This is a genomic window from Stenotrophomonas sp. YJH_SMC_20, from assembly GCF_059367845.1.
On record NZ_JCAFRG010000010.1, the window covers coordinates 1 to 23,367 of the forward strand.

19 protein-coding genes are annotated in these 23,367 nt (G+C 68.7%); 11 read left to right on the top strand and 8 right to left on the bottom strand.

Annotated elements, in window-relative coordinates; translation table 11 throughout:
• The first annotated feature begins 130 nt into the window (after positions 1-130).
• The gene (locus tag AC5P6A_RS16050; protein WP_495222354.1) at positions 131-529 is read left to right on the top strand and encodes a hypothetical protein; all 399 of its coding nucleotides are present in this window, start codon (positions 131-133) and stop codon (positions 527-529) included.
• A 307-nt stretch (positions 530-836) separates the two neighbouring features.
• Here the strand turns inward: AC5P6A_RS16050 and recD are convergent, their stop codons facing one another.
• From recD to recC, 3 genes are read right to left on the bottom strand one after another with little or no spacing between them, the layout of a single operon-like run.
• Positions 837-2,720: an exodeoxyribonuclease V subunit alpha gene (gene recD, locus AC5P6A_RS16055; protein ID WP_346715216.1), complete on the bottom strand. Its 1,884-nt coding sequence runs from the start codon at positions 2,718-2,720 to the stop codon at positions 837-839.
• Complete coding sequence (gene recB, locus AC5P6A_RS16060; protein WP_346715215.1) at positions 2,717-6,397, bottom strand: exodeoxyribonuclease V subunit beta; 3,681 nt, start codon at positions 6,395-6,397, stop codon at positions 2,717-2,719. Before recB ends, recD begins: the two co-directional genes overlap by 4 nt.
• Positions 6,394-9,741 carry an exodeoxyribonuclease V subunit gamma gene (gene recC / locus AC5P6A_RS16065; protein ID WP_346715214.1) on the bottom strand — a complete coding sequence of 1,116 codons (3,348 nt, stop codon included), beginning with the start codon at positions 9,739-9,741 and terminating at the stop codon, positions 6,394-6,396. The genes recB and recC overlap by 4 nt, the downstream gene beginning before the upstream one ends.
• A 189-nt stretch (positions 9,742-9,930) precedes the next feature.
• Between recC and AC5P6A_RS16070 the strand changes: the two genes are divergently transcribed.
• From AC5P6A_RS16070 to AC5P6A_RS16095, 6 genes are read left to right on the top strand one after another with little or no spacing between them, the layout of a single operon-like run.
• The gene (locus AC5P6A_RS16070) at positions 9,931-10,719 is read left to right on the top strand and encodes an ABC transporter ATP-binding protein (protein ID WP_014039019.1); all 789 of its coding nucleotides are present in this window, start codon (positions 9,931-9,933) and stop codon (positions 10,717-10,719) included.
• Positions 10,719-11,468: an MlaE family lipid ABC transporter permease subunit gene (locus AC5P6A_RS16075; protein WP_005414955.1), complete on the top strand. Its 750-nt coding sequence runs from the start codon at positions 10,719-10,721 to the stop codon at positions 11,466-11,468. The genes AC5P6A_RS16070 and AC5P6A_RS16075 overlap by 1 nt, the downstream gene beginning before the upstream one ends.
• 59 nt (positions 11,469-11,527) lie before the next feature.
• Positions 11,528-12,052 carry an outer membrane lipid asymmetry maintenance protein MlaD gene (gene mlaD / locus AC5P6A_RS16080; protein ID WP_021203289.1) on the top strand — a complete coding sequence of 175 codons (525 nt, stop codon included), beginning with the start codon at positions 11,528-11,530 and terminating at the stop codon, positions 12,050-12,052.
• Positions 12,049-12,711, top strand: a complete 663-nt coding sequence (locus AC5P6A_RS16085; protein ID WP_021203288.1) for an MlaC/ttg2D family ABC transporter substrate-binding protein — start codon at positions 12,049-12,051, stop codon at positions 12,709-12,711. Before mlaD ends, AC5P6A_RS16085 begins: the two co-directional genes overlap by 4 nt.
• Positions 12,701-13,012, top strand: coding sequence for an STAS domain-containing protein (locus AC5P6A_RS16090; RefSeq protein ID WP_021203287.1), 312 nt, complete (start codon positions 12,701-12,703; stop codon positions 13,010-13,012). Before AC5P6A_RS16085 ends, AC5P6A_RS16090 begins: the two co-directional genes overlap by 11 nt.
• A 1-nt stretch (position 13,013) precedes the next feature.
• Complete coding sequence (locus AC5P6A_RS16095; protein WP_180833046.1) at positions 13,014-14,027, top strand: MlaA family lipoprotein; 1,014 nt, start codon at positions 13,014-13,016, stop codon at positions 14,025-14,027.
• Between the two features lie 85 nt (positions 14,028-14,112).
• On the opposite strand, the gene AC5P6A_RS16100 is transcribed toward AC5P6A_RS16095, so the two are convergent.
• The 3 genes from AC5P6A_RS16100 to AC5P6A_RS16110 all read right to left on the bottom strand — a co-directional run bounded on the left by AC5P6A_RS16100 (position 14,113) and on the right by AC5P6A_RS16110 (position 16,807).
• The gene (locus tag AC5P6A_RS16100) at positions 14,113-14,658 is read right to left on the bottom strand and encodes a glutathione peroxidase (protein ID WP_227845080.1); all 546 of its coding nucleotides are present in this window, start codon (positions 14,656-14,658) and stop codon (positions 14,113-14,115) included.
• 125 nt (positions 14,659-14,783) lie between these two features.
• Positions 14,784-15,179: a hypothetical protein gene (locus AC5P6A_RS16105; RefSeq protein WP_019658780.1), complete on the bottom strand. Its 396-nt coding sequence runs from the start codon at positions 15,177-15,179 to the stop codon at positions 14,784-14,786.
• Between the two features lie 71 nt (positions 15,180-15,250).
• Positions 15,251-16,807 (bottom strand): DNA recombination protein RmuC, encoded by a 1,557-nt coding sequence (locus AC5P6A_RS16110; RefSeq protein ID WP_019658781.1) that lies wholly within the window; start codon positions 16,805-16,807, stop codon positions 15,251-15,253.
• A gap of 45 nt (positions 16,808-16,852) precedes the next feature.
• Here AC5P6A_RS16110 and AC5P6A_RS16115 point away from each other — a divergent pair, with 45 nt between their 5' ends.
• Positions 16,853-17,458: a glutathione S-transferase family protein gene (locus AC5P6A_RS16115; RefSeq protein ID WP_111099194.1), complete on the top strand. Its 606-nt coding sequence runs from the start codon at positions 16,853-16,855 to the stop codon at positions 17,456-17,458.
• 153 nt (positions 17,459-17,611) lie between these two features.
• On the opposite strand, the gene AC5P6A_RS16120 is transcribed toward AC5P6A_RS16115, so the two are convergent.
• On the bottom strand, positions 17,612-18,619 hold the full coding sequence (locus AC5P6A_RS16120; protein ID WP_346715213.1) for a zinc-binding alcohol dehydrogenase family protein: 1,008 nt from the start codon (positions 18,617-18,619) through the stop codon (positions 17,612-17,614).
• Positions 18,620-18,710: 91 nt separating this feature from the next.
• Between AC5P6A_RS16120 and AC5P6A_RS16125 the strand changes: the two genes are divergently transcribed.
• The 3 genes from AC5P6A_RS16125 to AC5P6A_RS16135 all read left to right on the top strand — a co-directional run bounded on the left by AC5P6A_RS16125 (position 18,711) and on the right by AC5P6A_RS16135 (position 21,958).
• Positions 18,711-19,682: a LysR family transcriptional regulator gene (locus tag AC5P6A_RS16125; RefSeq protein WP_188250468.1), complete on the top strand. Its 972-nt coding sequence runs from the start codon at positions 18,711-18,713 to the stop codon at positions 19,680-19,682.
• 14 nt (positions 19,683-19,696) lie between these two features.
• A complete protein-coding gene (gene leuE, locus AC5P6A_RS16130) occupies positions 19,697-20,326 on the top strand; it encodes a leucine efflux protein LeuE (RefSeq protein ID WP_005411716.1) in 630 nt (209 codons plus the stop codon).
• 204 nt (positions 20,327-20,530) lie between these two features.
• The gene (locus AC5P6A_RS16135) at positions 20,531-21,958 is read left to right on the top strand and encodes an amino acid permease (protein ID WP_346474855.1); all 1,428 of its coding nucleotides are present in this window, start codon (positions 20,531-20,533) and stop codon (positions 21,956-21,958) included.
• A 49-nt stretch (positions 21,959-22,007) separates the two neighbouring features.
• Here AC5P6A_RS16135 and AC5P6A_RS16140 read toward each other — a convergent pair whose 3' ends face one another.
• Positions 22,008-23,249, bottom strand: coding sequence for a dipeptidase (locus AC5P6A_RS16140; protein ID WP_019658788.1), 1,242 nt, complete (start codon positions 23,247-23,249; stop codon positions 22,008-22,010).
• Positions 23,250-23,367 lie beyond the last annotated feature (118 nt).

Here is a 23,367-nt window from a genome sequence, read left to right on the forward strand (position 1 = left end):
CCGGGATGGGTAGGCGCCGAATCGCCGTCCGTGTAATGCGATCCGCCAGGCGCGGCCCGGCGCTACCATCGTGGCCCGGTAGCGCCGGGCCATGCCCGGCGGCCACTCGCGATCCCCACAGGACGGTTCAATGAGTTACGACATGATGGTGTTCGAGGCCAGCGCGGCCCCGCGCGAGGCGGCGGCCTTCATCGCCTGGTTCGAGAAGCAGTCGCAGTGGAACGAGCGCCACGAGTACGACGACCCGGCGGTCAGCAGCCCGGCGCTGCAGGCGTGGTTCACGGAGATGGCGCAGGACTTCCCGCCGTTGAACGGCCCATTGAGCAACGACGACGACGATCGTGCCGAAGTGACCGAGTACAGCATCGGCCGCGAAGTGATCTATGGCGCATTCACCTATTCGGTGGCCGAGCGCGCGCATGGTCGCGTGCAGGACCTGGCCGAGAAGCACGGCGTGGGGTTCTTCGACGTGAGTGCCGATGAAGCGGCGATCGTGTTCCCGGATGGGTTGGTGTTGATCGCGGAATGACGGGGGCGGCAGGGCTGCGCCCTGCACCTGCCGAGGCAACGTCAACGTCAAAAGCGGGTATTCCTTGGGATGGCGGGGTGGGTCCGGTTGAGGGGGACGCTGCAAGTACGTCCCTGTAAGCTCGGTCGCCGCATCATGCGGCTCACGCCCCCGCAACCGGACCCACCCCGCCTTCGACAGTTTCCCGCGATCTGTCGGAATGGCATGGCTTGCTTCTGGTGGGTGTCGACCTTAGTCGACACGGTAGATCCACGCCATGCGTGGATGAAGGTGCGCGTTGTGATTGGAGGAATTGGAAGGACTGAGGTCAGAACAGCTGGCCCTGCACCGTCGGTTCTTCGATCAGTGTCGATGGTGCTTCGATCACGTCTTCCGCACCCAAGCGCCAGGCCAGGCCACCCAATCGACTGGCGTGGCGTTTCAATGCGGCCTGCAGCACCTCTGCGCTGCCTGCTACGTGCAGGCGCTGGCGGGCACGGGTCAGGCCGGTGTAGACCAGTTCGCGCGACAGCACGCGGCTATCCTGGCGTGGCAGCTGCAACCACACTTCGTCGAACTCCGAGCCCTGTGCCTTGTGTACGGTCATCGCGAACGCGCTTTCGTGCGCGGGCAGTGCGGCCGGGTGGAAGGCGCGTGGCTGCTCGACGGTATCGCCCGGGAACCAGGCCACCATCGCGCCGCTGTCGTCGCGCAGGCAGATACCGATGTCGCCGTTGAACAGGCGATGCCGGTAGCTGTTCTCGGTAACCAGCAGCAGGCGGCCCTGGAAGTAGCCCGGGGTGTTGCCAGCCAGCAGCTGTTCGATGCGGCTGTTGAGCCCGCGCGCACCCTGCGGGCCTTCGCGCAACGCGGTCAGCACGCGCAGGCGCCCGGCCTGCTGCAGGGCAAGCGCTGGATCGGCCGCGTCTGCCAGTGCACGCCAGTGGCCCAGCAGGTGCTCGCGCTGGCCGCGCAATGGATCGGCCTCGCCTTCGTGGAAATGCACGCCTGCCAGCGACCCACCGCGCAGCAGCTGCAATGCGGTGCTGCTGTCGCCTTCGCGCACGGCATGCGCCAGCGGTGCCAGATCCAGCGCATCGCTTTGCCGGTAACCGCGTTGCAGCTGCACGCGGCGGCCGGCGAAGGCGCGCGGCGCGGCCTGCGGCTGCAACGTGGCCGGTGCCAACAGACCCTGCAGTGCCTGCGCATCATCGGCGCGGGTGCCGATGCCATCACCGCTGGCGCGCAGGATCGCGCTGAGCACGTCGCCCGCTTCCACCGACGGCAGCTGGTCGGGATCGCCGAGCAGGATCAGCCGGGTGCCGCTGGCGATCGCATCGACCAGCTTGGCCATCATCGGTAGGTCGATCATCGAGGCTTCGTCGACCACCACGACGTCCACCGGCAGCGGGTTGTCGGCGTGGTGGCGGAAGCGCGGAGAATCGGGAATCACGCCGAGCAGTCGATGCAGGGTGGTGCCGGTACCGGGCAGCGCCGCGCACAGTGCCGGGTCCAGCCCCTGTTCCTGCACGCGTTGCATGGCCAGGCGCAGGCTCTCGGCCATGCGCTCGGCGGCGCGCCCGGTGGGGGCAGCCAACGCCACTTCGGGGAGTGGCTGGCCGGCCTGCTGGGCCTGCGCCGCCAGCAGCAGCAGCAGGCGCGCGATGGTGGTGGTCTTGCCGGTGCCGGGGCCACCGGTGATCAACGCCAGCGGGTGGCGCAGGGCCACACCGGCCGCGCGTGCCTGGTGGTCCTCGCTGTCCAGCGCCTGCGGGAACAGGCGCGCGAACAACGGTGCCAGCGCCGCCACGTCGGGCGCTGGCACGGGATGCCGGCCGATACGCTGCAGGCCGGCCGCCAGCTGCCGCTCGTATTCGCGATAACGGCGCAGGTAGAGCAGTCCGTTTTCCAGCACCAGTGGCGCGTCATCGGCGACGGCGTCGGCCCGCTCCGGTGTCGCCACCCACGGCGATGCGCGCAGTTGTGCCAGCCAGTCCTGTGCGGCAGGCCACTGGGGTATGCCTTCCAGCAGCCGCTGCGGTTGCGCCGGGTCGAACGCGGCGTGACCGTGAGACACCGCCAGCGAGGCCAGCGCAGCGGCCACCGCCACGGTGTCCGGGGTGTCGTCGCGCAGCCGCTGCAGGCTGGTCGCCAGTGCATGGTCGAGGGTGCGCAGCTGGCCATTGCGGTAGAGCTCCTGCAACAGGCTCATGCGCTGGCTCCGCGGGCACGCGTGGCCAGTTCGGCCTGGGCCTGTTCGCCACCGGCGAACAGCGCGTCCAAGGCATCCACCAGCGCGAACGGGAAGCGGTCCGCATGCACGCCGTTGCCGGTGCCGTCCAGCCCACGGCAGAACAGGTAGCGGATGCCGCCCATGTCGCGCTCGTAGTCGTACGCCGCGCCCAGGCGGAAGCGCAACCAGCGATGCAGGGCCACGGTGTAGATCAGCGCCTGCAGGTCGTACTCGCTGTGCCGCATGGCAATGGCCAGCAGGTCCGGGCTGTAGCCGGGCAGGCGGTTGGACTTGTAGTCGAGCACGTACCAGCGCCCGTCGCGCACGTAGGTCAGGTCGATCATGCCGGTCATCAGCCCTTCCAGGCGGCGACGCTGGCCGAAGCCTCGACGACCACTGGAAACGCCGTGCGCATGAAGGACCTGCAGCAGCGCCGGCACCGTGGTCGGTTCGATGGCGAAATGGAAGTCGATTTCTGCGCGGCGCTCGCCTTCACCCAGGCTGTGCAGCGCACCGCCTTCGGGTAGCGGCACGGTCAGCGTGTGGCCAACCAGCGGCACCAGCACGGCCACGCCGTCGTCCAGATCGACATCGGCATAGCCTTCGTCGTGCAGCGCCTTGCGCAGCACCTCGGCCTGCCCCTCAGGGGCTTCCAGGCCCGGCTGCCAATCCGCCCATGCAGCAAAGTCGACGTTCTCCATCGCCTCATGCAGCACGTTGCCGAAGCGACTGCCCATGAAGCGCGGATCGAGCGGGGCGTTGTCCTCGGCGGCCGCGGTGGGTTCAGGCAGCGCCGGTTCCAATGGCAGTTCCGGGCCGGCCGGTTCGTCGGCGGCCGGTGCCGGCAGCTCGGTGGCGGCTGCTTCGATATCGCTGCCAACGCCTGCATCTGCGTGGGCCAGCTGGGTAAAGCTGTACACCCACCAGTCGTGCGGCACGCGCCGGGTCAGTGCACGCACGGCTGGAAGCTCACCTTCCACTTCGGCCGCCAGCTGCGGCAGCGTGGCCGGCGCCTCGCTGTCATCGATGTGCACATCGGCGAGCGCGCGCAGCGCCTGCAGGTCACCCAGCAGCGGCGCCAGCCGCGTCTTGCCCAGCCCGGCCAGATCACCCACGGCGATCCACAGCGCATGCTCGGCGCGGGTCAGTCCCACATACAGCAGGCGCGCATCCTCGGCGCGCTGCTCGCGTTCGCGCTGCGCGGTGGCCGCTTCCCAGGCCTCGTCCTTGTCCAGCTTCCAGTGCAGCTGGCGCTGGCCGCCGACGTGCACGGTGCAGTGCGAGGCCGTGTTCGGTGCGCCGCCGTCGATGCCGACGAAGGGCAGGAACACCAGCGGATACTCCAGGCCCTTGCTCTTGTGCAGGGTGATGATCTGCACGCGGCGCGCATCCGATTCCAGGCGCAGCTGCTGCTGCTCGTCATCCTGGTCGGCGCTGGCCATCTGCCCCTGCAACCAGTCCAGCAGCCCGTGCATGCCCAGCGCCTGCGCGGAGGCTTCCTGCAGCAGTTCACCCAGCTGCAGGTAATTGGTGAGGCGGCGCTCGCCATCGATCAGCGCCAGCAGACGCTCGCCCTGCGCGGCACAGACATCGGCGATCACCGCGAACGGCCCGCCGCGCTGCCAGCGCTCTCGCCAGTGCAGCAGCTGCGCCTGGAACCCACGTTGCAGGTCGCCCTCGCGTTCCATCGCCGCAATCGCACTTGCGCGCTGGCCGAGCAGTACCGTGGCCAGCGCTGCGCGCAGGCGGCCCTCGTCGGCCGGTTGCAGCAGTGCCAGCAGCAGCGCACGCAGATCACGCGCTTCAGGCGTGGAAAACAGGCTCTGTTTGCCGGCTGCCACTGCCGGAATGCCGACCGCGGCCAGTGCGCGCTGCACCAGGGTGGCCTCGCGATGCGAGCGCACCAGCACCGCGATGTCACCGGGCTGCACCGGGCGCCCACGCAACACGGCATTGCCCGCACGCGCCTCGACCAGGATCTGGTGAATCGCGGCCACGCAGGCCTGGGTCGCCGCATCGCGCGAGGCATCGGCGCTCATCGCCTTGTCACCGCCACTGCGCAGCACGCGCAGGGTGAGCGCCGCGGCGGCATGGCCGTCGCGCTGGTAGTCCGCATCGCTGCGCACGCCACCGGGCCGCACCGGCTCGAACTGGATGTCGCGTTCGAGGAAGGCGTCTTCGCCAGCGTTGTCGTACAGCGCCTGCAGCGCGCGCAGCACAGCGGGTCGCGAGCGGAAGTTCTGGTCCAGTACCGGCGCCTGCTGCGCCACCTGCTTGGCCTTCAGGTAAGTGTGGATATCACCGCCGCGGAAACCGTAGATCGCCTGCTTGGGGTCGCCGATCAGGAACAACGCCGGTGCCAGGCCCAGCTCGCGCACCTCCGGCGAATCGCCGAACACGGTGTGGAAGATGCCCCACTGGCGATCGTCGGTATCCTGGAACTCATCAACCAGCGCGATGCGGTACTGCGCGCGCAGCTGCTTGACCAGCGTCAGTCGCTGCGGGCCTTCCAGGGCGAGCGCTACGCCATCGATCAGATCGTCGTAGGTCTGCACCCGGCGGACGCGCTTCAGTGCCTGCAGCCGCTGCGTGGCATCGGCGCGAAGCGCGTGCAGGAAATTCAATGCGGTGGCACGCAACCAGGCATCGCGTTCGGCCAGCAGCACGACATAGCGCGCCAACGGTGCCTGCAATGGCGACGACGGCGTGCGCTCGGCGAATTTCTTGTTGGTCTTGGCGGCCAACACCTCCGGCAGCAGTGCCGGCAGGCGATCGCCGGCCAGCAGCTCGCGCGGGTCGGCGCGGCCAGCCCAGGCCAGCAGCTGCCGGCCCAGCGGGTGCAGCCAACCCAGCTTGTAAGACACGCCGTTGATCCACTTGTTGTCGACGGCATCGCACAGGTCGATGAAGAACTGCTCGCCATGCTCGCGCAGCGCCTGCTGCAGTTCGGCGGCGGTGGCCTGCAATGCTGGGTGTGGATCGGCCAGCGCCACCGGCCGTGGCAACGGGTGCAGAGGCGGCGTAGCCAGCAACGCGCGCAGATCGGCCGCCAGCGCATCCGGGTTGGACCACAGCCAGGTCAGCGGCTCCAGCGTGGCCGGGTCGTTGGCATGCACGCGCCACAGATCGGCCGCGAGCTCCTCCAGCAGCTCACGGTCGCTGGCCAGCAGTTCCGGCGGATCAAAGGTGTGGCCGCTTTCCAGCGCATGCTCGCGCAGCACGCGGGTGCAGAAGCCGTGGATGGTGAAGATGGACGCCAGGTCGATCTCGTCTGCGGCCACCTGCAGGCGGCGTTTCAGTGCGGCGGCGCTCTCGGTGCCGCCCTGCAGATGGCGCTGCAGCACGTCGCGGGTCAATCGCACCTCCGGTGCTTCACCGTCGGCCGCTTCCAGGTCGACCAGGCGCGCGGCCAGCGCCAGGCGCTCGCGGATGCGCTTGCGCAGTTCCTGGGTGGCGGCATCGGTGAAGGTCACCGCCAGGATCTGGCCGATGCGCAGGCCCTGCTCCACCACCAGGCGGGTGAACAACGTGGCCAGGGTGAAGGTCTTGCCGGTGCCGGCGCTGGCTTCGATCAGCCGGATGCCCTCCAGCGGCAGCGCCAGATAGGGATCGCGGCTGAGGGATTCGATGCCGTCTTCGGCGATGGCGGTGTTCATGCGTTGCCCTCCTGGCGTGCTTCGGCGCCGAGAGCGCGGCCTTCGCGCACCGCGCTGAAGACCAGCTGGCTGTTGCGCAGCAGGTCAGCGTAGCCGGCATCGGTGGCGAACGGGTCGGCACCGCGCAGCAGCAGCTGCCACGCGTCACTTCTGGATTCCCCCCAGGTGCGGTCGCTGCCGTGCCACTGCTTCCAGCCTTCGCTGCGCTGCTTTTCTGCCGGCGCGTTGTACAGCGCCCAGCCGGTGTACGGGGCAAAGCGCAGCGGCTCGCGCAGGCCACGCTGGCGCAGCTGCAGCAGCGCACGCAGCGCCGCACGTGCAGCGGGAACGCTCAATGCCGGCAGCACGTGCGGACCGGGACCGGCATCGCCGCCGTCATGGAACTGCACAAGCGGCAGCGCATCGCCCGCCGCGTTCGCCAGCAGCCAGTCCAGGCCGTGGCGGATCACTGCATTGCCATTGAGTGTACCGGCACGCAGGCGCACCAGCCCTTCGGGATGCCGATCGGCCACGCGGCCATGCAGGCGCACGCCATCGATGTCCACTTCGTAGCGACGGCTTTCCAGTGGTTCGCCCTGCATCCAGCCCAGCAGCGCACTGGCATACGGGCGTGTCTTCAACTGCTCCACCTCGAACTGGCGCTCGCCCAATGGACCCGACGGCAGCAAGCCACGCGCGCGCAACCGCGGGTACAACGGCTCGGCATCGCCGCTGAGCGTGGCGCGTACCACCGCCGCCTGCACACTGCGCTTTTCCGGTCCGCGCGCGGACAGCACCAGCGGTTCCAGGTCATCCACCTCCTCCACCTCGTCGGCCAGGCGAAGCCCCAGCGACTGTGCGAGGAACTGCCCGGCCGGGTCGCACAGGAAACGACGCAGGGTATCGAGTGCGACCTCGTCTTCCACCGCATCGTCGAGCGGCGGCGGCAACGGTGCATCGAACCACGGCTGCAGGCCACCGCGCTGGCCGGTCAGGCGACCGGCGGCCGGATGCCACTGGCGGCGATAGCTGAAGCGGCGTGGATCGCCATCACCGAACGCGGCTGGCGAGAACGGCTGCAAGGCGTGACGCACGGTGAAGTCGCGGACCGCAGCAGTCGGATCGAGGTGATATGCGGCGGCGGCATCGATCAGTTCGCTGACCAGTACCGACGGCTCACGCACGCTGCCATCGCGCGGATCGGCGCCGAGATAGCTGAGATAGAACACCTCCTGCGCGGCCGCGAACAGCTGCAGGAACAGGAAGCGGTCATCCTCGCGGGTGGAGCGGTCGCCCGGACGGCGGCGCGGCGTATCCAGCTCGGCGGTGAGCTGGTTGAGCCCCGCGGCCGGGTCCCGGCGCGGGAAATCGCCATCGTTGAGGCCGAGCACGCAGATCACCCGGAACGGCAGCAGCCGCATCGGCACCATGCGGCCGAAGCTGATGCCACCGGTCAGCAGCGGTGCGCGCGTGTCGGCCTCGCCCAATGCGCCGGCGAAATGTGCGCGGACCACTTCAGGCGGCACGCCGTCCTCGAAGCCGGCCTTGGCGGCATCGTCGGCAAACTGGTTGAGCAGCTTGCGCAGGCGCTCCAGCGCGCGCTGGCTGTTGGGCGAGCTGGGCGCGGTGGGCAGCAGTGCGTCCAGCAGCGACAGCAGGCGCTGCCGCCACTGCGCCGGGGTCAGCAGCTCGCGGAGGCGACGCTGATAGACCGCCAGCACGCGCAGCAGGCGCAGCAACCGGTCCAGCGCGTCCAGCGCGCCGCCTTCCAGTTCGATCCACGGCGCCACGCCGGCCACGTCGGCCTCGCTGCCGGTGGCATGGCCGAGTACCAGGCGATCCAGCGCGAACTGCCAGGTGTAGGCGTCGTCGGCCGGTGCCTGGTGCTGGTTGCGGTGTCTTGCGTCCAGGCCCCAGCGTGCGCCGGCCTGCTGCAGCCAGCCATGCAGGCGGTCGAAGTCCACCGCTTCCAGCCCGGCCGCTTCGGCCAGCGGGGCGCTGGCCAACAGGTCCAGCACTTCGTTCAGGCCAAAGCGCGAGACCGGCAGGCCCAGCAGATGCACGAACACATCGGCCAGCGGCTCGCCCGCCAGCGGACTGCTGTCGGCCAGCGCATACGGAATGTGCTCCTCCTCGCCGCCGCGACCGCCGAACACTGCTTCCAGGTACGGCACATAGGGATCGATGTCCGGCGCCAGCACCGCGATCTCGCGCGCCTGCAGCGGCGGGTCAAAGCGCGGGTCCTGCAGCAGGCTGCGCAGCTGGTCGTGCAGTACCTGCAACTCACGCAGGCGGGTGTGGCAGGCGTGTACCTGCAGGCTGGGGTCGTCGCTGCGCAGGCCGTCGCGCAGTTCACCCGAGGGCAGCGCGCGACGGTGGAACAGGTCACGCTGCAGGCGATGCAGCAGGCTGTCGGACAGGCCACCTTCGTCCAGGCTTGGCCCGGTGTCCTCCTCCGGATCGGAATAGGCGGCGATTTCGCCGGCCGGATGCACCACCTCGTAACTGCCCAGCACCGCCATGAAGTCGCGCCCGGCCGCACCCCACGCTTCCAGCAGCCGGTTCTCGCCGGCCGCTTCACCGAAGGGATCCGGTGCGCCACTGCGCAGGCGCTCGGCCAGCGTCTGCAGGTCGCCCCAGTACGACTGCACCGGGGTGGGCATGTAGAAGTGCAGCTCGCCCACCCGGGCCTGGGTGGCCATCACCCGCAGCACGTCAGGCGAGATGTTGAGCGTTGCGAACGCAGACATGCGCGGCGGCAGGCCTTGCGGCAGCGGCTGGCCGGCGCCTTCGAAGCGGTCCAGGTACTCCTGGATGCGGCGGGCGCGGTAGTCGCGGCCGCGGGTGATGGTGCGCCACAGGATCGCCTGCGGGTCGGCCGGATCGGCACCGGCTGCCCAGCGCAGCAGCCAGTCGCGGCGCCAGGCCTGGTACTTCTCGAACACCGAGGCCAGCTCGCCGGCCAGCGCCCAGGGTTTCAATGCGTCATCGCCGGCAAGATAGGACTGCAGCGCGCGCATCGGCGGCTGCGCCAGCAGCGCCGGGTCGCGCAGTGCCTGATACAGCTTCCAGTGCAGGCCGGCCGCGTCCAGATCGTCCTGCTCGCCGCTGACGTTGGCCTTCAGCGCCCGCGCCACGAACTCGCCGGGGGTCAGGAACTCGAGGTTGGCGGCGACGCCGAATTCCGCGGCCAGTGTCGCCTGCAGCCAGCGCCGCATCGCCACCTGCGGGATCAGCACCACTTCCGGCGCCAGCAGCGGCTGGCCCTGCACCGGCACACGCACGTTGCGCGCCAGCAGCGCGGCCAGCACGTCCAGGGAATTGGAATGGTAGAGGCGGAAATCGCTGCCCGGGTCACTCATCATGCACAGTGTGCAGCACGGCAGGCAGTATTCAATGGTCAGCCCATCGCCGGTACGGATTGTTCCGGGCTGCCGGGCGATTGTCCCGGCCTGCGCGAGGCCTTGCCGTGCAACAATACTGGACCGTCCAGTCTGCTTATGTTCAGCCGACGGGCCCGATCCTTCGATGTCTAAAAAACGTTAATGGTGCCCATGTCGGCTTCCACCTCCAGTCTGGTGCAGTTATCCAACGTCCGCATCGACCGGAGCGGGCGCACGATCCTGCGCGACGTGTCGCTGCAGGTGCCCAAGGGCAGCATCACTGCCGTGCTCGGTCCGTCCGGCAGCGGCAAGTCGACCCTGCTGGCGGCACTGACCGGCGAACTGCGCCCGGTGGCTGGCGAGGTCACCCTGTTCGGCAAGCCGATCCCGCATGACAGCGGCGCACTGCTGGAAATGCGCAAGAGCGTGGGCGTGCTGCTGCAGGGCAATGGCCTGCTGACCGACCTCACTGTGGCCGAAAACGTCGCCCTGCCGCTGCGTACGCACACCCGCCTGCCGACCGCCGTGCTGCGCCGCCTGGTGGAAATGAAGCTGCATGCGGTGGGCCTGCTGGCCGCCGCCGATGCCTGGCCGCGCGAGCTGTCCGGCGGCATGGCGCGCCGTGTGGCGCTGGCCCGTGCGCTGGCGCTGGACCCGCCGCTGATGATCTACGACGAGCCGCTGACCGGGCTGGATCCGATCGCCTCCGGGGTGATCATGAGCCTGATCCAGCGTCTCAACCACAGCCTGGGCCTGACCAGCATCATCGTCAGCCACCACGTGCACGAGACCCTGCCGATCTGCGACCAGGTGATCGCGATTGCCAATGGCGGCATCGTGTTCCAGGGCACGCCCGAGGCGCTGCAGTCCAGCCAGGACCCGCTGCTGCGGCAGTTCCTGCATGGCCAGCCCGATGGCCCCATCCCGTTCGATGCCGCGCCGCGCGCGAGGGTCGCCTGATGCCGTTCGTCCAAGCCACCCGCTCGCTGGGCCGCGCCGGCCTGTTCTCGCTGACCGTTTTGCGCGGTTCGCTGCCCACGCGTGATTTCCTTGCCGAGCTGACCCGCGAGATCTACAAGATCGGCGCGCGCTCGCTGCCGATCATCGCCGTCGGTGGTGCCTTCGTCGGCCTGGTGCTGACCCTGCAGGGCTACCGCACGCTGACCACCTTCGGTGCGGCCGACGCGCTGTCGACCCTGCTCGGCCTGTCGCTGTACCGGGAACTGGCGCCGGTGCTGACCGCGCTGTTGTTCATCGGCCGCGCCGGCAGCTCGATCGCCGCCGAACTGGGCCTGATGCGCGCCACCGACCAGATCAAGGCACTGGAGCTGATGGCGATCGACCCGGTGGCCAAGGCCGTCGCGCCGCGCTTCTGGGCGGCGGTGCTGACCGTGCCGCTGCTGACCGGCATCTTCTGCTCGCTGGCGATCAGCGCCAGCTACTTCGAAGCGGTGCATGTGCTGGGCCTGGACAATGGCGTGTTCTGGTCGGCACTGCGCAACAGCGTCGATTTCTGGGACGACTTCGGCGTGGCGATGCTGAAGTCGGCGATCTTCGGCGGCACTGCCGCGCTGGTGGCCGCCTATGTTGGTTTCCACGCCGAGCCGACCATTGAAGGCACTTCGGTGGCGACCACCCGTGCGGTGGTCAACGCCTCGCTGCTGGTGCTGATGTTCAACTTCGTGCTGTCGGCAATGTTGTTCACCTAACCCCTCCACCGGCGGTGCGCAGGCGCGCGCGGCCACCACGACTCGATCAGGTAATCCACATGGCCATCCGCGGTCCCAGACTTGAATTCTCTGTCGGCGCCTTCCTGCTGCTGGCTCTGGCCTCGTTGCTGGTGCTGGCCGTGGCCTCGACCAACCAGCGCTGGAGCTGGGGCAGTGAGGGCTATGACCTGAAGGCGCGCTTCTCCCAGGTCGGCCAGCTGCGCAAGCAGGCGCCGGTGAAGATCGGCGGCGTGACCGTCGGCCAGGTCGCTTCGATCGACCTGGACCCGGTGAAGTTCGAATCCATCGTAACGCTGCGCATGGACAGCAAGGTCAAGGACCTGCCGGCGGACACCTCGGCCGGCATCTTCACCAGTGGTTTGCTCGGCGAGAGCTATATCGGTCTGCAGCCGGGCGGTGACCCGGACGTGCTGAAGGCCGGCGACGAGATCGTCTTCACCCAGCCGGCCGTGGACCTGATCCAGCTGGTCGGCAAGTACATGTTCAGTGGCGGCGCCGGTGGCGGCACTGCTCAGAAGCCCAACGATGGCGCGCAGGCGCCTGCAACGGAACCGCAACCATGAAAATGAAACTGATCCCGGCCCTGCTCGCCTCGGCGCTGCTGGCAGCCACCCCGTTCCTGGCCCAGGCCCAGGCCGCCGCACCTGCCGCTGCCGCAACGCAGAGCCAGGCCGGCAAGGTGGTGATCGATGCCAGCAGCCGCATCCTGTCCACGCTGCAGCAGCGCAAGAGCGAGTTCACCAGCAACCCGGCCAGCCTGCGCAGCTACATCGACAGCGAACTGACCCGCACCTTCGACCGCGACTACGCCGCGCGTCTGGTGCTGGGCCCGCACGCCCGCGGCGCTTCCGACGCCGACATCAAGCTGTTCGCCGATGCGATGGCCGACAGCCTGATGCAGCGCTACGGCTCGACCCTGCTCAACATCCAGGGCAAGCCAAGCTTCCGCCTGAAGGGTGAAAGCCCGCTGCCGGGCAATCGTGGCGTGCGTGTCAGCACCGAACTGGTGCGCGCCGGCAACGAGCCGACTCCGGTCGAGTACTGGATGCGCAACGTGAACGGCCAGTGGAAGATCTTCGACGTCAACATTGAAGGCATTTCCTACGTGCAGACCTTCCGCAACCAATTCGATACCCCGCTGCGCCAGAAGGGCATCAAGCAGGTGGCCAGCGAACTGCACAGCGGCAGCATGCAGGCCGGGCCCGCGGGCAATGGCAAGTAACGCACTGGCACTGCTGGAAGGCGACACCCTGCGCCTGCGCGGGGTGCTCGACCGTGCCGCGGTGATCTCGCTGTGGCCGCAGCTGCAGGCCCTGCCGGCAAAGCTGTCACGGCTGGAGCTGGGCGAGGTGGACCGCGTGGACAGCGCCGGCCTGGCGCTGCTGGCCGAGCTGGCGGCACGCGCGCGCAGGAGCGGTCACCCACTGGTCGTCTCCGGCGCGCCGGCCGGCTACAACGAGCTGAGCGCAGCCTACCGGCTGTCGCCCGATCTGGATTTCAACGCTACTTCTGCTGCGAGCTGACATGAACGTCGTACGCACTCTCCCCTTGATCGTCCTGGCCGCCGCGCTGACCGCCTGCGCCGGCAAGCCCGCACGCAGCGATGCACCGGCAGCCAGTACCGTGGTCCCGGCCAGCACCGTCGCCGAGGCCTCCGCCCCCACCGCCGATACCGCTACGATTGATGCCGCGCCGGCCGCAGCCGTGGTTGCCGCCCCTGCACCGGCCACGCCACCCTCCGTACCGGCCCGCGGCGCCGACACCGATGCGGCCAGGGCCGCAGCGGCGACCGCCCCCGGTGGTGATGACGACTTCGATGCCCTCTATGGCGGCAGCGGCAACACCGGCAGTGCGGCAGCCTACGACCCATGGGAACCGTTCAACCGCAAGGTGCACAAGTTCAACAACGCGGTCGACCGCGGCATTGCCCGTCCGCTGGCCACGGCCTACACCCACGTAGTGCCGCGCTTCGCCCGCACCGGCGTCAGCAACTTCTTCAGCAACCTGCGGGCACCGGTGACCATCACCAACCAGCTGCTGCAGGGCCGCGGTGCCGATGCCTGGGACAGCCTCGGCCGCTTTCTGATGAACAGCACGCTGGGCATCGGTGGCCTGTTCGATCCGGCCAGCAAGGCGATGGTGCCGCGCCGCAATGAAGACTTCGGCCAGACCCTGGGTGCGTGGGGCTGGCGGCGTTCGCGCTACGTGGAACTGCCGTTCTTCGGCCCGCGCACCGTACGCGATGTATTCGGCCTGGCCGGTGACATTCCGCTGTCGCCGATCCGCCGCATCGAGGAGGACAAGGTCCGCATCGGCCTGCAGGGCCTGCAGCTGGTGGATACCCGCGCGCAGCTGCTGGCGGTCGACGACCTGCGTGACACCGCCGTGGACGAGTACTCGCTGGTCCGCGATGCGTGGATGCAGCGCCGCAACTACCAGATCGAGAACGATCTGCGCAGCAAGCGCGACCGTGGCCACGACGATGCCAATTCGCCGATCCCGGTCGATGCGATGCCGATGCCGAACTGGAGCAACTGATCGCTGCAGCCCGTGCATGAAAAAACCCCGCCTCGGCGGGGTTTTTCTTTTCCGGTAGGTGCCAACCCTGGTTGGCACGCTTTCCTCAGGCCGCCAGCGCGGCCTCGATGGCTTCGCGCAGGCGCGCGTCATCGGCAGCCACGTCCGGGGCGAAGCGGGCGATGACCTCGCCGTCGCGGCCAACCAGGAACTTCTCGAAGTTCCACAGCACTGCCGGCGCTGCGTGGATCGGAATCTCCTTGCTCGCCAGGCGCTCACGCAGCGGGCCTTCGCCGATCGACTGCGGCTGGGCGGCGGTCAGCTGCTGGTACAGCGGGTGGGTGTCATCACCGGCCACGCTGATCTTGGAGAACATCGGGAAACTGACGTCGTAAGTGAGCTGGCAGAACTGCTGGATCTCCGCCTCGCTGCCCGGCTCCTGGCCGAGGAAGTTGTTGGCGGGGAAGCCCAGCACTTCCAGGCCCTGCGCGTGCTTTTCCGCATACAGCGCCTGCAGGCCTTCGTACTGCGGGGTCAGGCCGCACTTGGAGGCGACGTTGACCAGCAGCAGCACCTTGCCCTGGTAGTCGGCAAGCGAGGACGGCTGGCCGTCGATGGTGGTGAGGGAAATGTCCTGGATCGGGGTGCTCACGTGGGGCTCCGGCAACAGCGGGAAATGGCCCACCAGCATAGCGCTGTGCGCGCGGTTGTAGAGCCGAGCCTACGCTCGGCTGCTGTGGCATCAGCCGAGCGTGGGCTCGGCTCTACAGGCAGGATTCAATCCACGCAGATCGTGCCCTGCGCCTTGCCGTCATCAATGCGCTGGCGGCAACCGAAGTTCTGGCGCACGTCGCGCTGGCAGGTACCGGTGACGGCACTGCCGGCGGCCACGTCGCCCGTGGCCAGGCACTGGCCGCTGCAGTCGCTCTTGCGGCTGCAGGCCTTGCCGGCGTCGGCATAGGGAATCACGCACTGCTCGCGCTGCAGCCGGCCGAGCCGCTGCAGGGTGCCACCGGCGGCCTGGCAGTCCACGTCGCGCGCTTCGCGGTACGCCTCGTCCGCTTCGGGGGTGCTGGAGGCGGCCTGCGTGGTCGTGTCCACGGTCGTTGGCGTGCTGCTGCAGGCGGCGAGCAGCGCGGTCAGGACAAGGCTGGTGAAGCGGGGCAGGCGCATGGCGGTACCTGGTCGAAGCGGACAGGCCGCCAGCATACCCATCGGCGATGCAGGCGGCGTGTCAGTGTGGCTCAGGCCTCGTCGCCCTCGCCGTCACTGCCTTCCTCCTCGGCCACCGCATCACCCTCGGCCAGGTCGCCGAGCAGCGACTGCGCCTGTTCGGACGCCAGCGACTCCACGCCACGCAGGCGGCGTTCGATGGTACGGGTCTTGCGGCTGGCCTCCCCGATGCTGCGGCCAACGGTAGTGATCTGCTTCTCGGCCTTTTCCAGGATGCCGGCGAACTTCCCGAACTCGCTCTTGACCGCACCCAGCAGGCCCCACACTTCGCTGGATCGCTTTTCAATGGCCAGGGTGCGGAAGCCCATCTGCAGGCTGTTGAGCAACGCGGTGACCGTGGTCGGTCCGGCCACCACCACACGGTGCTCGCGCTGCAGCAGGTCGACCAGGCCCGGGCGCCGGATCACCTCGGCATACAGGCCTTCGGTGGGCAGGAACATCACCGCGAAGTCCGTGGTGTGCGGTGGCACGATGTACTTGTCGCAGATCGACTTGGCCTGCACGCGCACCGCGCGCTCCAGCTGGATGCCCTGCAGGCGCACGCCCTCGGCATCGCCCTGTTCCTGTGCGTCCAGCAGGCGCTCGTAATCCTCGCGCGGGAACTTGGAGTCGATCGGCAGCCACACCGGCGTGTCGTCGCTGCTGCGGCCCGGCAGGCGCACGGCGATATCGACCATCTCGCCACTATCCGGGCGCACCCTCACCGCACGCGCGTACTGCTCCTGGGTGAGTGTCTGCTCGAGGATGTTCTCCAGCTGCACTTCGCCCCAGCTGCCGCGGTTCTTGACGTTGGTCAGCACGCGCTTGAGGTCGCCCACGCCGGTGGCCAGCTGCTGCATCTCGCCGAGGCCACGCTGCACCTGTTCCAGGCGCTCGGAGACCAGCTTGAAGGAGTTGCCCAGCCGCGTTTCCAGCGTCGACTGCAGCTTCTCGTCCACGGTGTGGCGCATCTGCTCCAGCTTCTGGGCGTTGTCGTTCTGCAGCGCGCGCAGCTGTTCCTCCAGCGTGGCACGCATCTCGGCGATGCGCTGCTCGTTGCGCTGGGTCAGTTCCTGCAGGCGCAGGCCCAGACTGTCGGTCAGGCGCTGCTGCGACTGCGCGCCCTCCTCGCGGCCCTTGCGTGCATCGTCCACCAGGGTCTGGCGCAGCGCCCCGAGCTGGGTATCGGTACGCGCAGTGAGCTCCTGCAGCTGCTGGCCAAACGCATGGATGCGTGCCTCCTGCTGCTGGCCGAAGGTCTCCAGCTGGCCGCGCAGTTCCTGCAGCCGCTGCCCCATCAACGCTGCGCCGCGCTGCTGGCTGTCGGCCACTTCAGCGCGGGCTTTGCGGGCATCTTCGCCCAGCGCTTCGCGCAGCAGGTCCAGGCGCTGGTCGGTGCGGGTGGACAGATCGGTCAGCGCGCGGGCGAAGCCATCGAGCTGTTCGCGCAGTTCGCTGCGCCCGGCGCGGGCCTCCTCGCGCACGGCCTGTTCCAGGCGGTCATGCGGCGGACGGCGCAGCAGGGCGACCAGTTGCAGGATGAGCACGGCCAATAGAAGGCCGGCAATGAGCAGGTATTCGGTTTGCATGGGGCAAGTGTAGGCTGGCCGAGTCTCAGCTGCTGCGTCAGGACCATGCTCGCTCTGTACGGAAAGCCCACCTCCATCAATGTGCGCAAGGTGCTATGGCTGTGCGCCGGTCTGGACTTGCCCCTGCACCACGAACCGGCCCCCCCGCCGGACCTGCTGGCCACGCTGAACCCCAACCGGCAGGTGCCGGTGCTGCGCGATGGCGACTTCGTACTGTGGGAATCCAACAGCATCTGCCGCTACCTTGCCGCGCGCGCCGGACGCGAGGATCTGCTGCCACGTGCGGCGCAGGCCCGTGCGCGGGTAGAGCAGTGGATGGACTGGCAGGCCAGCGATCTCAACAGTGCCTGGCGCCACGTGTTCATGGCGCGCGTGCGCCAGCATCCGGACTATCCGGACGATGCCCGCGCCGAGGCCAGCCTGGCGCAGTGGAACCGGCTGATGGGTGTGCTTGAAGCCCAGCTGGCCGCCACCGATGCCTATGTGGCGGGCAGCACCTTCACCCTTGCAGATATCGTGCTGGGGCTGTCGACCCAACGCTGGCGCAGCACGCCGGGCAGCAAGCCCGCGCTGCCCCACCTCGTCGCATGGTTCGAGCGCCTGCGAGAGCAGCCCGGTTTCGCCGAACACGTCGACAACGGCGTGGCGTGAGCGGTGGCTCCCGCAGCTGTTGGTAGGTGTCGACCCTGGTCGACACGGCTGATCCACGCCATGTGTGGATGAAGCTCCGTAGAGCCGAGCCTATGCTCGGCTGACGCCCACGCGCGAACGGCAGCCGGGCGTGGGCTCGGCTCTACAGGAGCCTTACCAGCCTTCCAGCACGATCTTGCCCTTGGCGCGATGGCTCTCCAGCAGCGCATGGGCACGGCGCAGGTTGGTCGCGTCGATGCGCCCGAAGTGCTCGCCCAGCGTGGTCTGCAGCACGCCGGCATCGATCAGCTCGGCCACCCGGTTCAACAGGTCGTGCTGGCGCTGCATGTCCGCCGTCCGGTACAGCGGGCGGGTGAACATCGATTCCCAGTGCAGTGACAACGCCTTGCGCTTGAGCGCCATCACATCCACCTGGCCCGGGTCATCGATCAGGCCGAACTGCCCTTGCGGCGCCAGCAGCTCCACGATCTGCGCGTAGTGCTGGTCGGAATGGGTCAGGCTGGCCACGTGCTGCACCTCGCTGATGCCCAGCCGCGCCAGGCCCTCGGCCAGTGGCAGGCGGTGGTCGATCACATGGTGGGCGCCCATCGCATACACCCAGTCCTGGGTCTCCGGGCGCGAGGCGGTGCCGATCACGGTCAGCCTGGTGAGCTTCCGCGCCAACTGCACCAGGATCGAGCCGACACCACCGGCAGCGCCGATCACCAGCAGGGTCTGGCCTTCGCCCCCGTCCTCGGGAATGCGCAGGCGGTCGAACAGCAGCTCCCAGGCGGTGATCGCGGTCAGCGGCAGTGCGGCGGCAGCGGCGTCATCGAGGCTGGCCGGCTTGCGGCCGACGCTGCGTTCGTCCACCAACTGGTACTGGGCATTGCTGCCCGGGCGATCGATGACACCAGCGTAGTAGACCGCATCGCCGGGCTGGAACAGGGTCACCTCGCTGCCCACCGCATCGACGATGCCGACCGCATCCCAACCCAGCACGCGCGGGCCGTCGGTGGCCACGCCGCGGCGGACCTTGGTGTCGACCGGGTTCACCGCCACTGCGCGCACCGCCACGCGCAGGTCGCGCGGGCCGGGCTGCGGCAACTCCAGTTCGAGGTCGATCAGGGCCTGGGGATCATCGATCGGCAGGCCGGCTTGGGTGTAGGCAATGGCGCGCATGGCAGCGGTCCAGTGGGGGAGGAGGCGACAGGTTGCGCCGCACGCGGTCTCGCAGAAAGGCGCAGAATCGGGCAGCACTTTCACTCTGGCGATGAAGATGATCCGCTTCGACGATCTGCAGCTGTTCGTCCGCACTGCTGCGCTGGGCAGCTTTTCGCAAGCGGCCCGCGAGGCCGACCTGCTGCCGGGGCAGGTCGCCGCGGCAGTGGCGCGGCTGGAACGCGAGCTGGACCTGCGCCTGTTCGTGCGCACCACCCGCAGCCTGCGCCTGACCGGCGAGGGCGCGCTGTACCTGCCCTACGCACAGGACGTGCTGGCCACCCTGCGCGAGGGCCAGGCGCGCGTGCAGGCCGAGGACGCCGAACTGCACGGCACCCTGCAGCTGTCGGCGCCGTCGGACCTGGGCCGCAACCTGCTGCTGCCCTGGCTGAGCGCGTTCCGCGCGGCCCATCCCCGGCTGCGCCTGCACCTGCGCCTGTCCGATGAAGTGGCCGATGTGTTCCGCGACCCGGTCGACGTGGCCATCCGCATCGGCCACTTCGACGACGCCAACTACGTCGCCCTGCCCCTGCTGGAAGGCAATCGGCGCGTACTGGCGGCCTCGCCCGATTACCTGCAGCGACGGGGCACGCCGGTGCGCCTGGACGAACTGCGTGAGCACGATTGCCTGGTCTACCAGCTCAGCGGTCGTGCCTACGATCGCTGGTCTTTCGACGTCGATGGGCGTCGTACCGTGGTTGCCGTGCGCGGCCCCCTGGTCTGCGACGACGCCGATGTTGTAAGGCGCTGGGCCGTGGCCGGCGAAGGCATCACCTACAAGTCCTGGCTGGACCTGCGCGAGGACGTGCTGGCCGGGCGCCTGCAGCTGCTGCTGGGCGGTGTCGGCAGCGACATCCCGTTGCAGCTGGTGTGCCCGCACCGCAAGCAGTTCTCACCCGCGGTGCGGCAGCTGCACGCGCAGCTGCGCCAGCACCTGCAACCGCTGCTGTCTGGCATGCCGGTTGGCCCCACCGGCCCCCTGTCCTCCGCCGTGGTGCTGGCCGACAATGGCGGCCCCGCGTAAGAGAGAACACCGCCATGCCGTGGATGGGCATCCAGGACCTGTGGACGTTTCTGGTCGCCGTGCTGGTGTTTCTCGCCCTGCCCGGCCCCGGCACCTTCACCCTGCTGACCGCCACCGGCCGTGGCGGCGTGCGTGGCGGCTACACCGCATTGGCCGGCCTGCTGGTCGGCGACCAGATCCTGATGTGGCTGGCGCTGGCCGGCGTGGCCGCACTGCTCAAGGCCAACCCGCTGGTGTTCCACGCCGTGCAGTACCTGGGTGCGGCCTACCTGGTGTGGGTGGGCATCAGCCTGCTGCGCACGCCCAAGCACGAGGGCGGTGATGCTGGTCCGATCCGCATGCAGCCGGGCCGCTACTTCCAGCAGGCGATCCTGGTCAGCCTGCTCAACCCGAAGGCGATCCTGTTCTACATGGCCTTCCTGCCGCTGTTCATCGATCCGAAGGCGCACCAGGGCATCGCGACCTTCGCGGCCCTGGCCGGCATCATCCTGGTGGTCAGCATCGCCTACTGCTCGATGCTGATCGGCGTGGGCAACCTGGCCCGCCGCCGGTTGATCCAGCACCCGCGGATCAGCGATGCGCTGCGCCGCGTGGCCGGCCTGTTCCTGGTGGGGTTCGGCATCCGGCTGGGGTTGAACGGATGAACGGGCGGCTGCCGCTGCTCGGCCTGGCCCTGCTGTTCGCCGGCACCGCCTCTGGCGCCCCGGCCTGCTTTATGCCGATTCCGGCAGTCTGGTCGCGGTGCAGCGCGCGCGCCGGCAATCATGACCCCCGTCAGTGGTAATGCTGCGCTGCGTTCGGTCACACTCGGGAACTTGTCGTTCTAAGTCACCCCTTCCGAGGCCTGCATGTCCCTGTTCCGGCGCAAGTCCCTAGATTCCGTCACCGTCCACGAAGCCGGCAGGCGCCTGATCCCGACGCTCAGCTGGCCGCACCTGATCGCGCTGGGCATCGGCGCCATCGTCGGTACCGGCATCTACACGCTGATCGGCGTCGGTGCCAACCTGGCTGGCCCGGCCGTGCTGATCTCCTTCGCCATCGCCGGTGCGGTCTGTGCCTGCGCGGCGCTGTCCTACGCCGAGCTGTCGACGATGATGCCCGCCGCCGGCAGTGCCTACACCTACAGCTACGGTGCGCTGGGCGAGGTGTTCGCCTGGGTGGTGGGCTGGAGCCTGATCCTGGAGTACTCGCTGGTGGTGAGTACGGTGGCGGTGGGCTGGTCCGGCTACTTCGTCGGCTTCCTCGAATGGGTCCACACCCAGTTCGGCTGGAACGTGCACCTGCCGGCCTGGCTGGCGGCCGGCCCGCACGTGGAAGGCGGCATGATCAACCTGCCGGCGATCATCATCACCTGGCTGGTGGCCGGCATGCTGATGGCCGGCACCAAGGAAAGCGCCACACTCAACGCCATCCTGGTGGTGTTCAAGCTGATCGCGCTGGCCATCTTCGTGGCCGTGGCCCTGCCCGCGTTCGACAGCGCCAACCTGCAGCCGTTCATGCCGTACGGCTTCGCCAAGTCGATGGGCCCCGACGGCGTCGAGCACGGCGTGATGGCGGCAGCGGCGATCATCTTCTTCGCCTTCTACGGCTTCGATGCGATCTCCACCGCCGCCGAGGAAACCAAGAACCCGGGCCGCGACCTGTCGATCGGCATCATCGGTTCGATGATCGGCTGCACCATCGTCTACGTGCTGGTGGCGCTGGCCGCCGTGGGTGCGATGAGCTACGCGGTGTTCGGCCACAGCGCCGAGCCGCTGGCGCTGATCATGCGCCAGCTGGGCCATCCGACCGCGGCGATGGTGATCGGCGTGATCGCGATCATCGCCCTGCCGACCGTGCTGCTGGCCTTCCTGTACGGCCAGAGCCGCATCTTCTTCGTGATGAGCCGCGACGGCCTGCTGCCGCGTCGCCTGTCCAAGGTGAACGCACGTACCGGCACGCCGGTGGCAACCACGCTGTTCACTGCGGTCGTGGTTTCCGCGCTGGCCGGCGTGGCGCGCCTGGACGAGATTGCCGCACTGGCCAACGCCGGTACCCTGGCCGCGTTCACTGCGGTAGGCATCTGCCTGGTGGTGCTGCGGCTGCGCGAGCCGGACCGCGCGCGCACGTTCCGCACGCCGCTGGCCTTCGTGGTTGGCCCGCTGGCCGCGCTGGGTTGCATCTACCTGTTCATCAGCCTGCCGCACACCACCCAGCTGTACTTCCTGTTGTGGAACGTGGCCGGCCTGGTGCTGTACCTGCTGTACAGCCGACGCCATGCGCTGATCGCGAAATAGACCGATCACCGGTAGTGCCGGCCGCTGGCCGGCACCACCGCAGGGCGTTTCAACCGCCCTGCTTTGCGGCGTAGTCCTGCGCCTGGCGCATCACCCGCAGCAGGTTGCCGCCCCAGATGCCGGCGATCTGCTTCTCGGTATAGCCCTTGCGCAGCAGCCACGCGGTGATCTTCGGCAGCTGGCTGACATCGGGCAGGTCACTCAGTCCGCCACCACCATCCCAGTCCAGGCCGATGCCCGCGTGCTCAGGGCCGACCACCGTGAGGATGTGGTCGAAGTGGGCGAAGAAGTCGTCCAGGCTGGCGTGCCGCACCGGGTGCTCGTGGTCCAGTGCCTGTTCGGCCTTCAGCAGGGCAACGCCTTGTTCGATGCCCATGCCTTCCCAGCCGCCCAGCTGCTTGCTCAGCGCTTCCTCGGCCTGTTTGCGCTCGGGCGTCTTCGCGGTGTCGATCAGGTAGCCGCCATAGGCGTTCACCTGGATCACGCCGCCGGCTTTGGCCAGCTTGCGCAGGCGCGCGTCGTCGAGATTGCGCGGGTGGTCGTAGACCGCCTTGGCCGAGCTGTGCGACAGCACGAATGGTACCGGCATCATTGCCAGCAGATCGTCGAACACCGCGTCCGATGCATGTGACTGGTCGATCACGATGCCCAGCTTCACCGCCTGCCGCACCAGCTCCTTGCCGGCCGGGCTAAGTCCTTTCCATTCCGCACCCTTGGGATCGGTGGCCGAATCGGCGAACTCGTTGTTGGCAAAGTGCACGGTGCTGAGCAGGCGCAGGCCGGCGCGGTGGTAGAACGAGAGCAGGCTGGGATCGGCCACCAACGGGCTGGCGTTTTCCATGCTGATGTAGACCACGCGCTTGCCGGCGGCCTTGATCCGCGCCGCGTCATCGGCGGTCAGCGCCAGCGCGAACCGCTCGGGGTTGGCGGCCAGCATCTCGCGTATTTCCAGCAACCGCTGCAACCCGTGGTCACGTTCGGCCAGGTGAGCGGCGGGGCTGCGGTCGCCCTGGTCGGTGTAGATCGCCCAGAACCCGCCGTCCAGCGCGCCTTCGACCATGCGCGGGTAGTCCACCTGCGAGAGTGCGTTGCGGTCGTGGCGCTGTTCGATGTCGAAGCCGGTGCGGCCGAAATTGGCCGGCGTATCCAGATGGCTGTCGAGCGTGACCAGGCGCTGCTGCAGGGCCTTGGCGCGGGCCAGCTCCTGCGTGCTGAACTCGATGGCGTGGGCGGACAGTGGCGCGCACAGCGCCACGGCAAGCACGAAGGACAGGTGGCGCAACGATGGCATGGGCTCTCACCGGTGTTGGGAAGAGCCCGACCATAGCGCTGTGGCCCGCCGTTTTGTAGCGCCGGGCCCATGCTCGGCTGCCAGACAGATCAGCCGAGCGTGGGCTCGGCTCTACAGA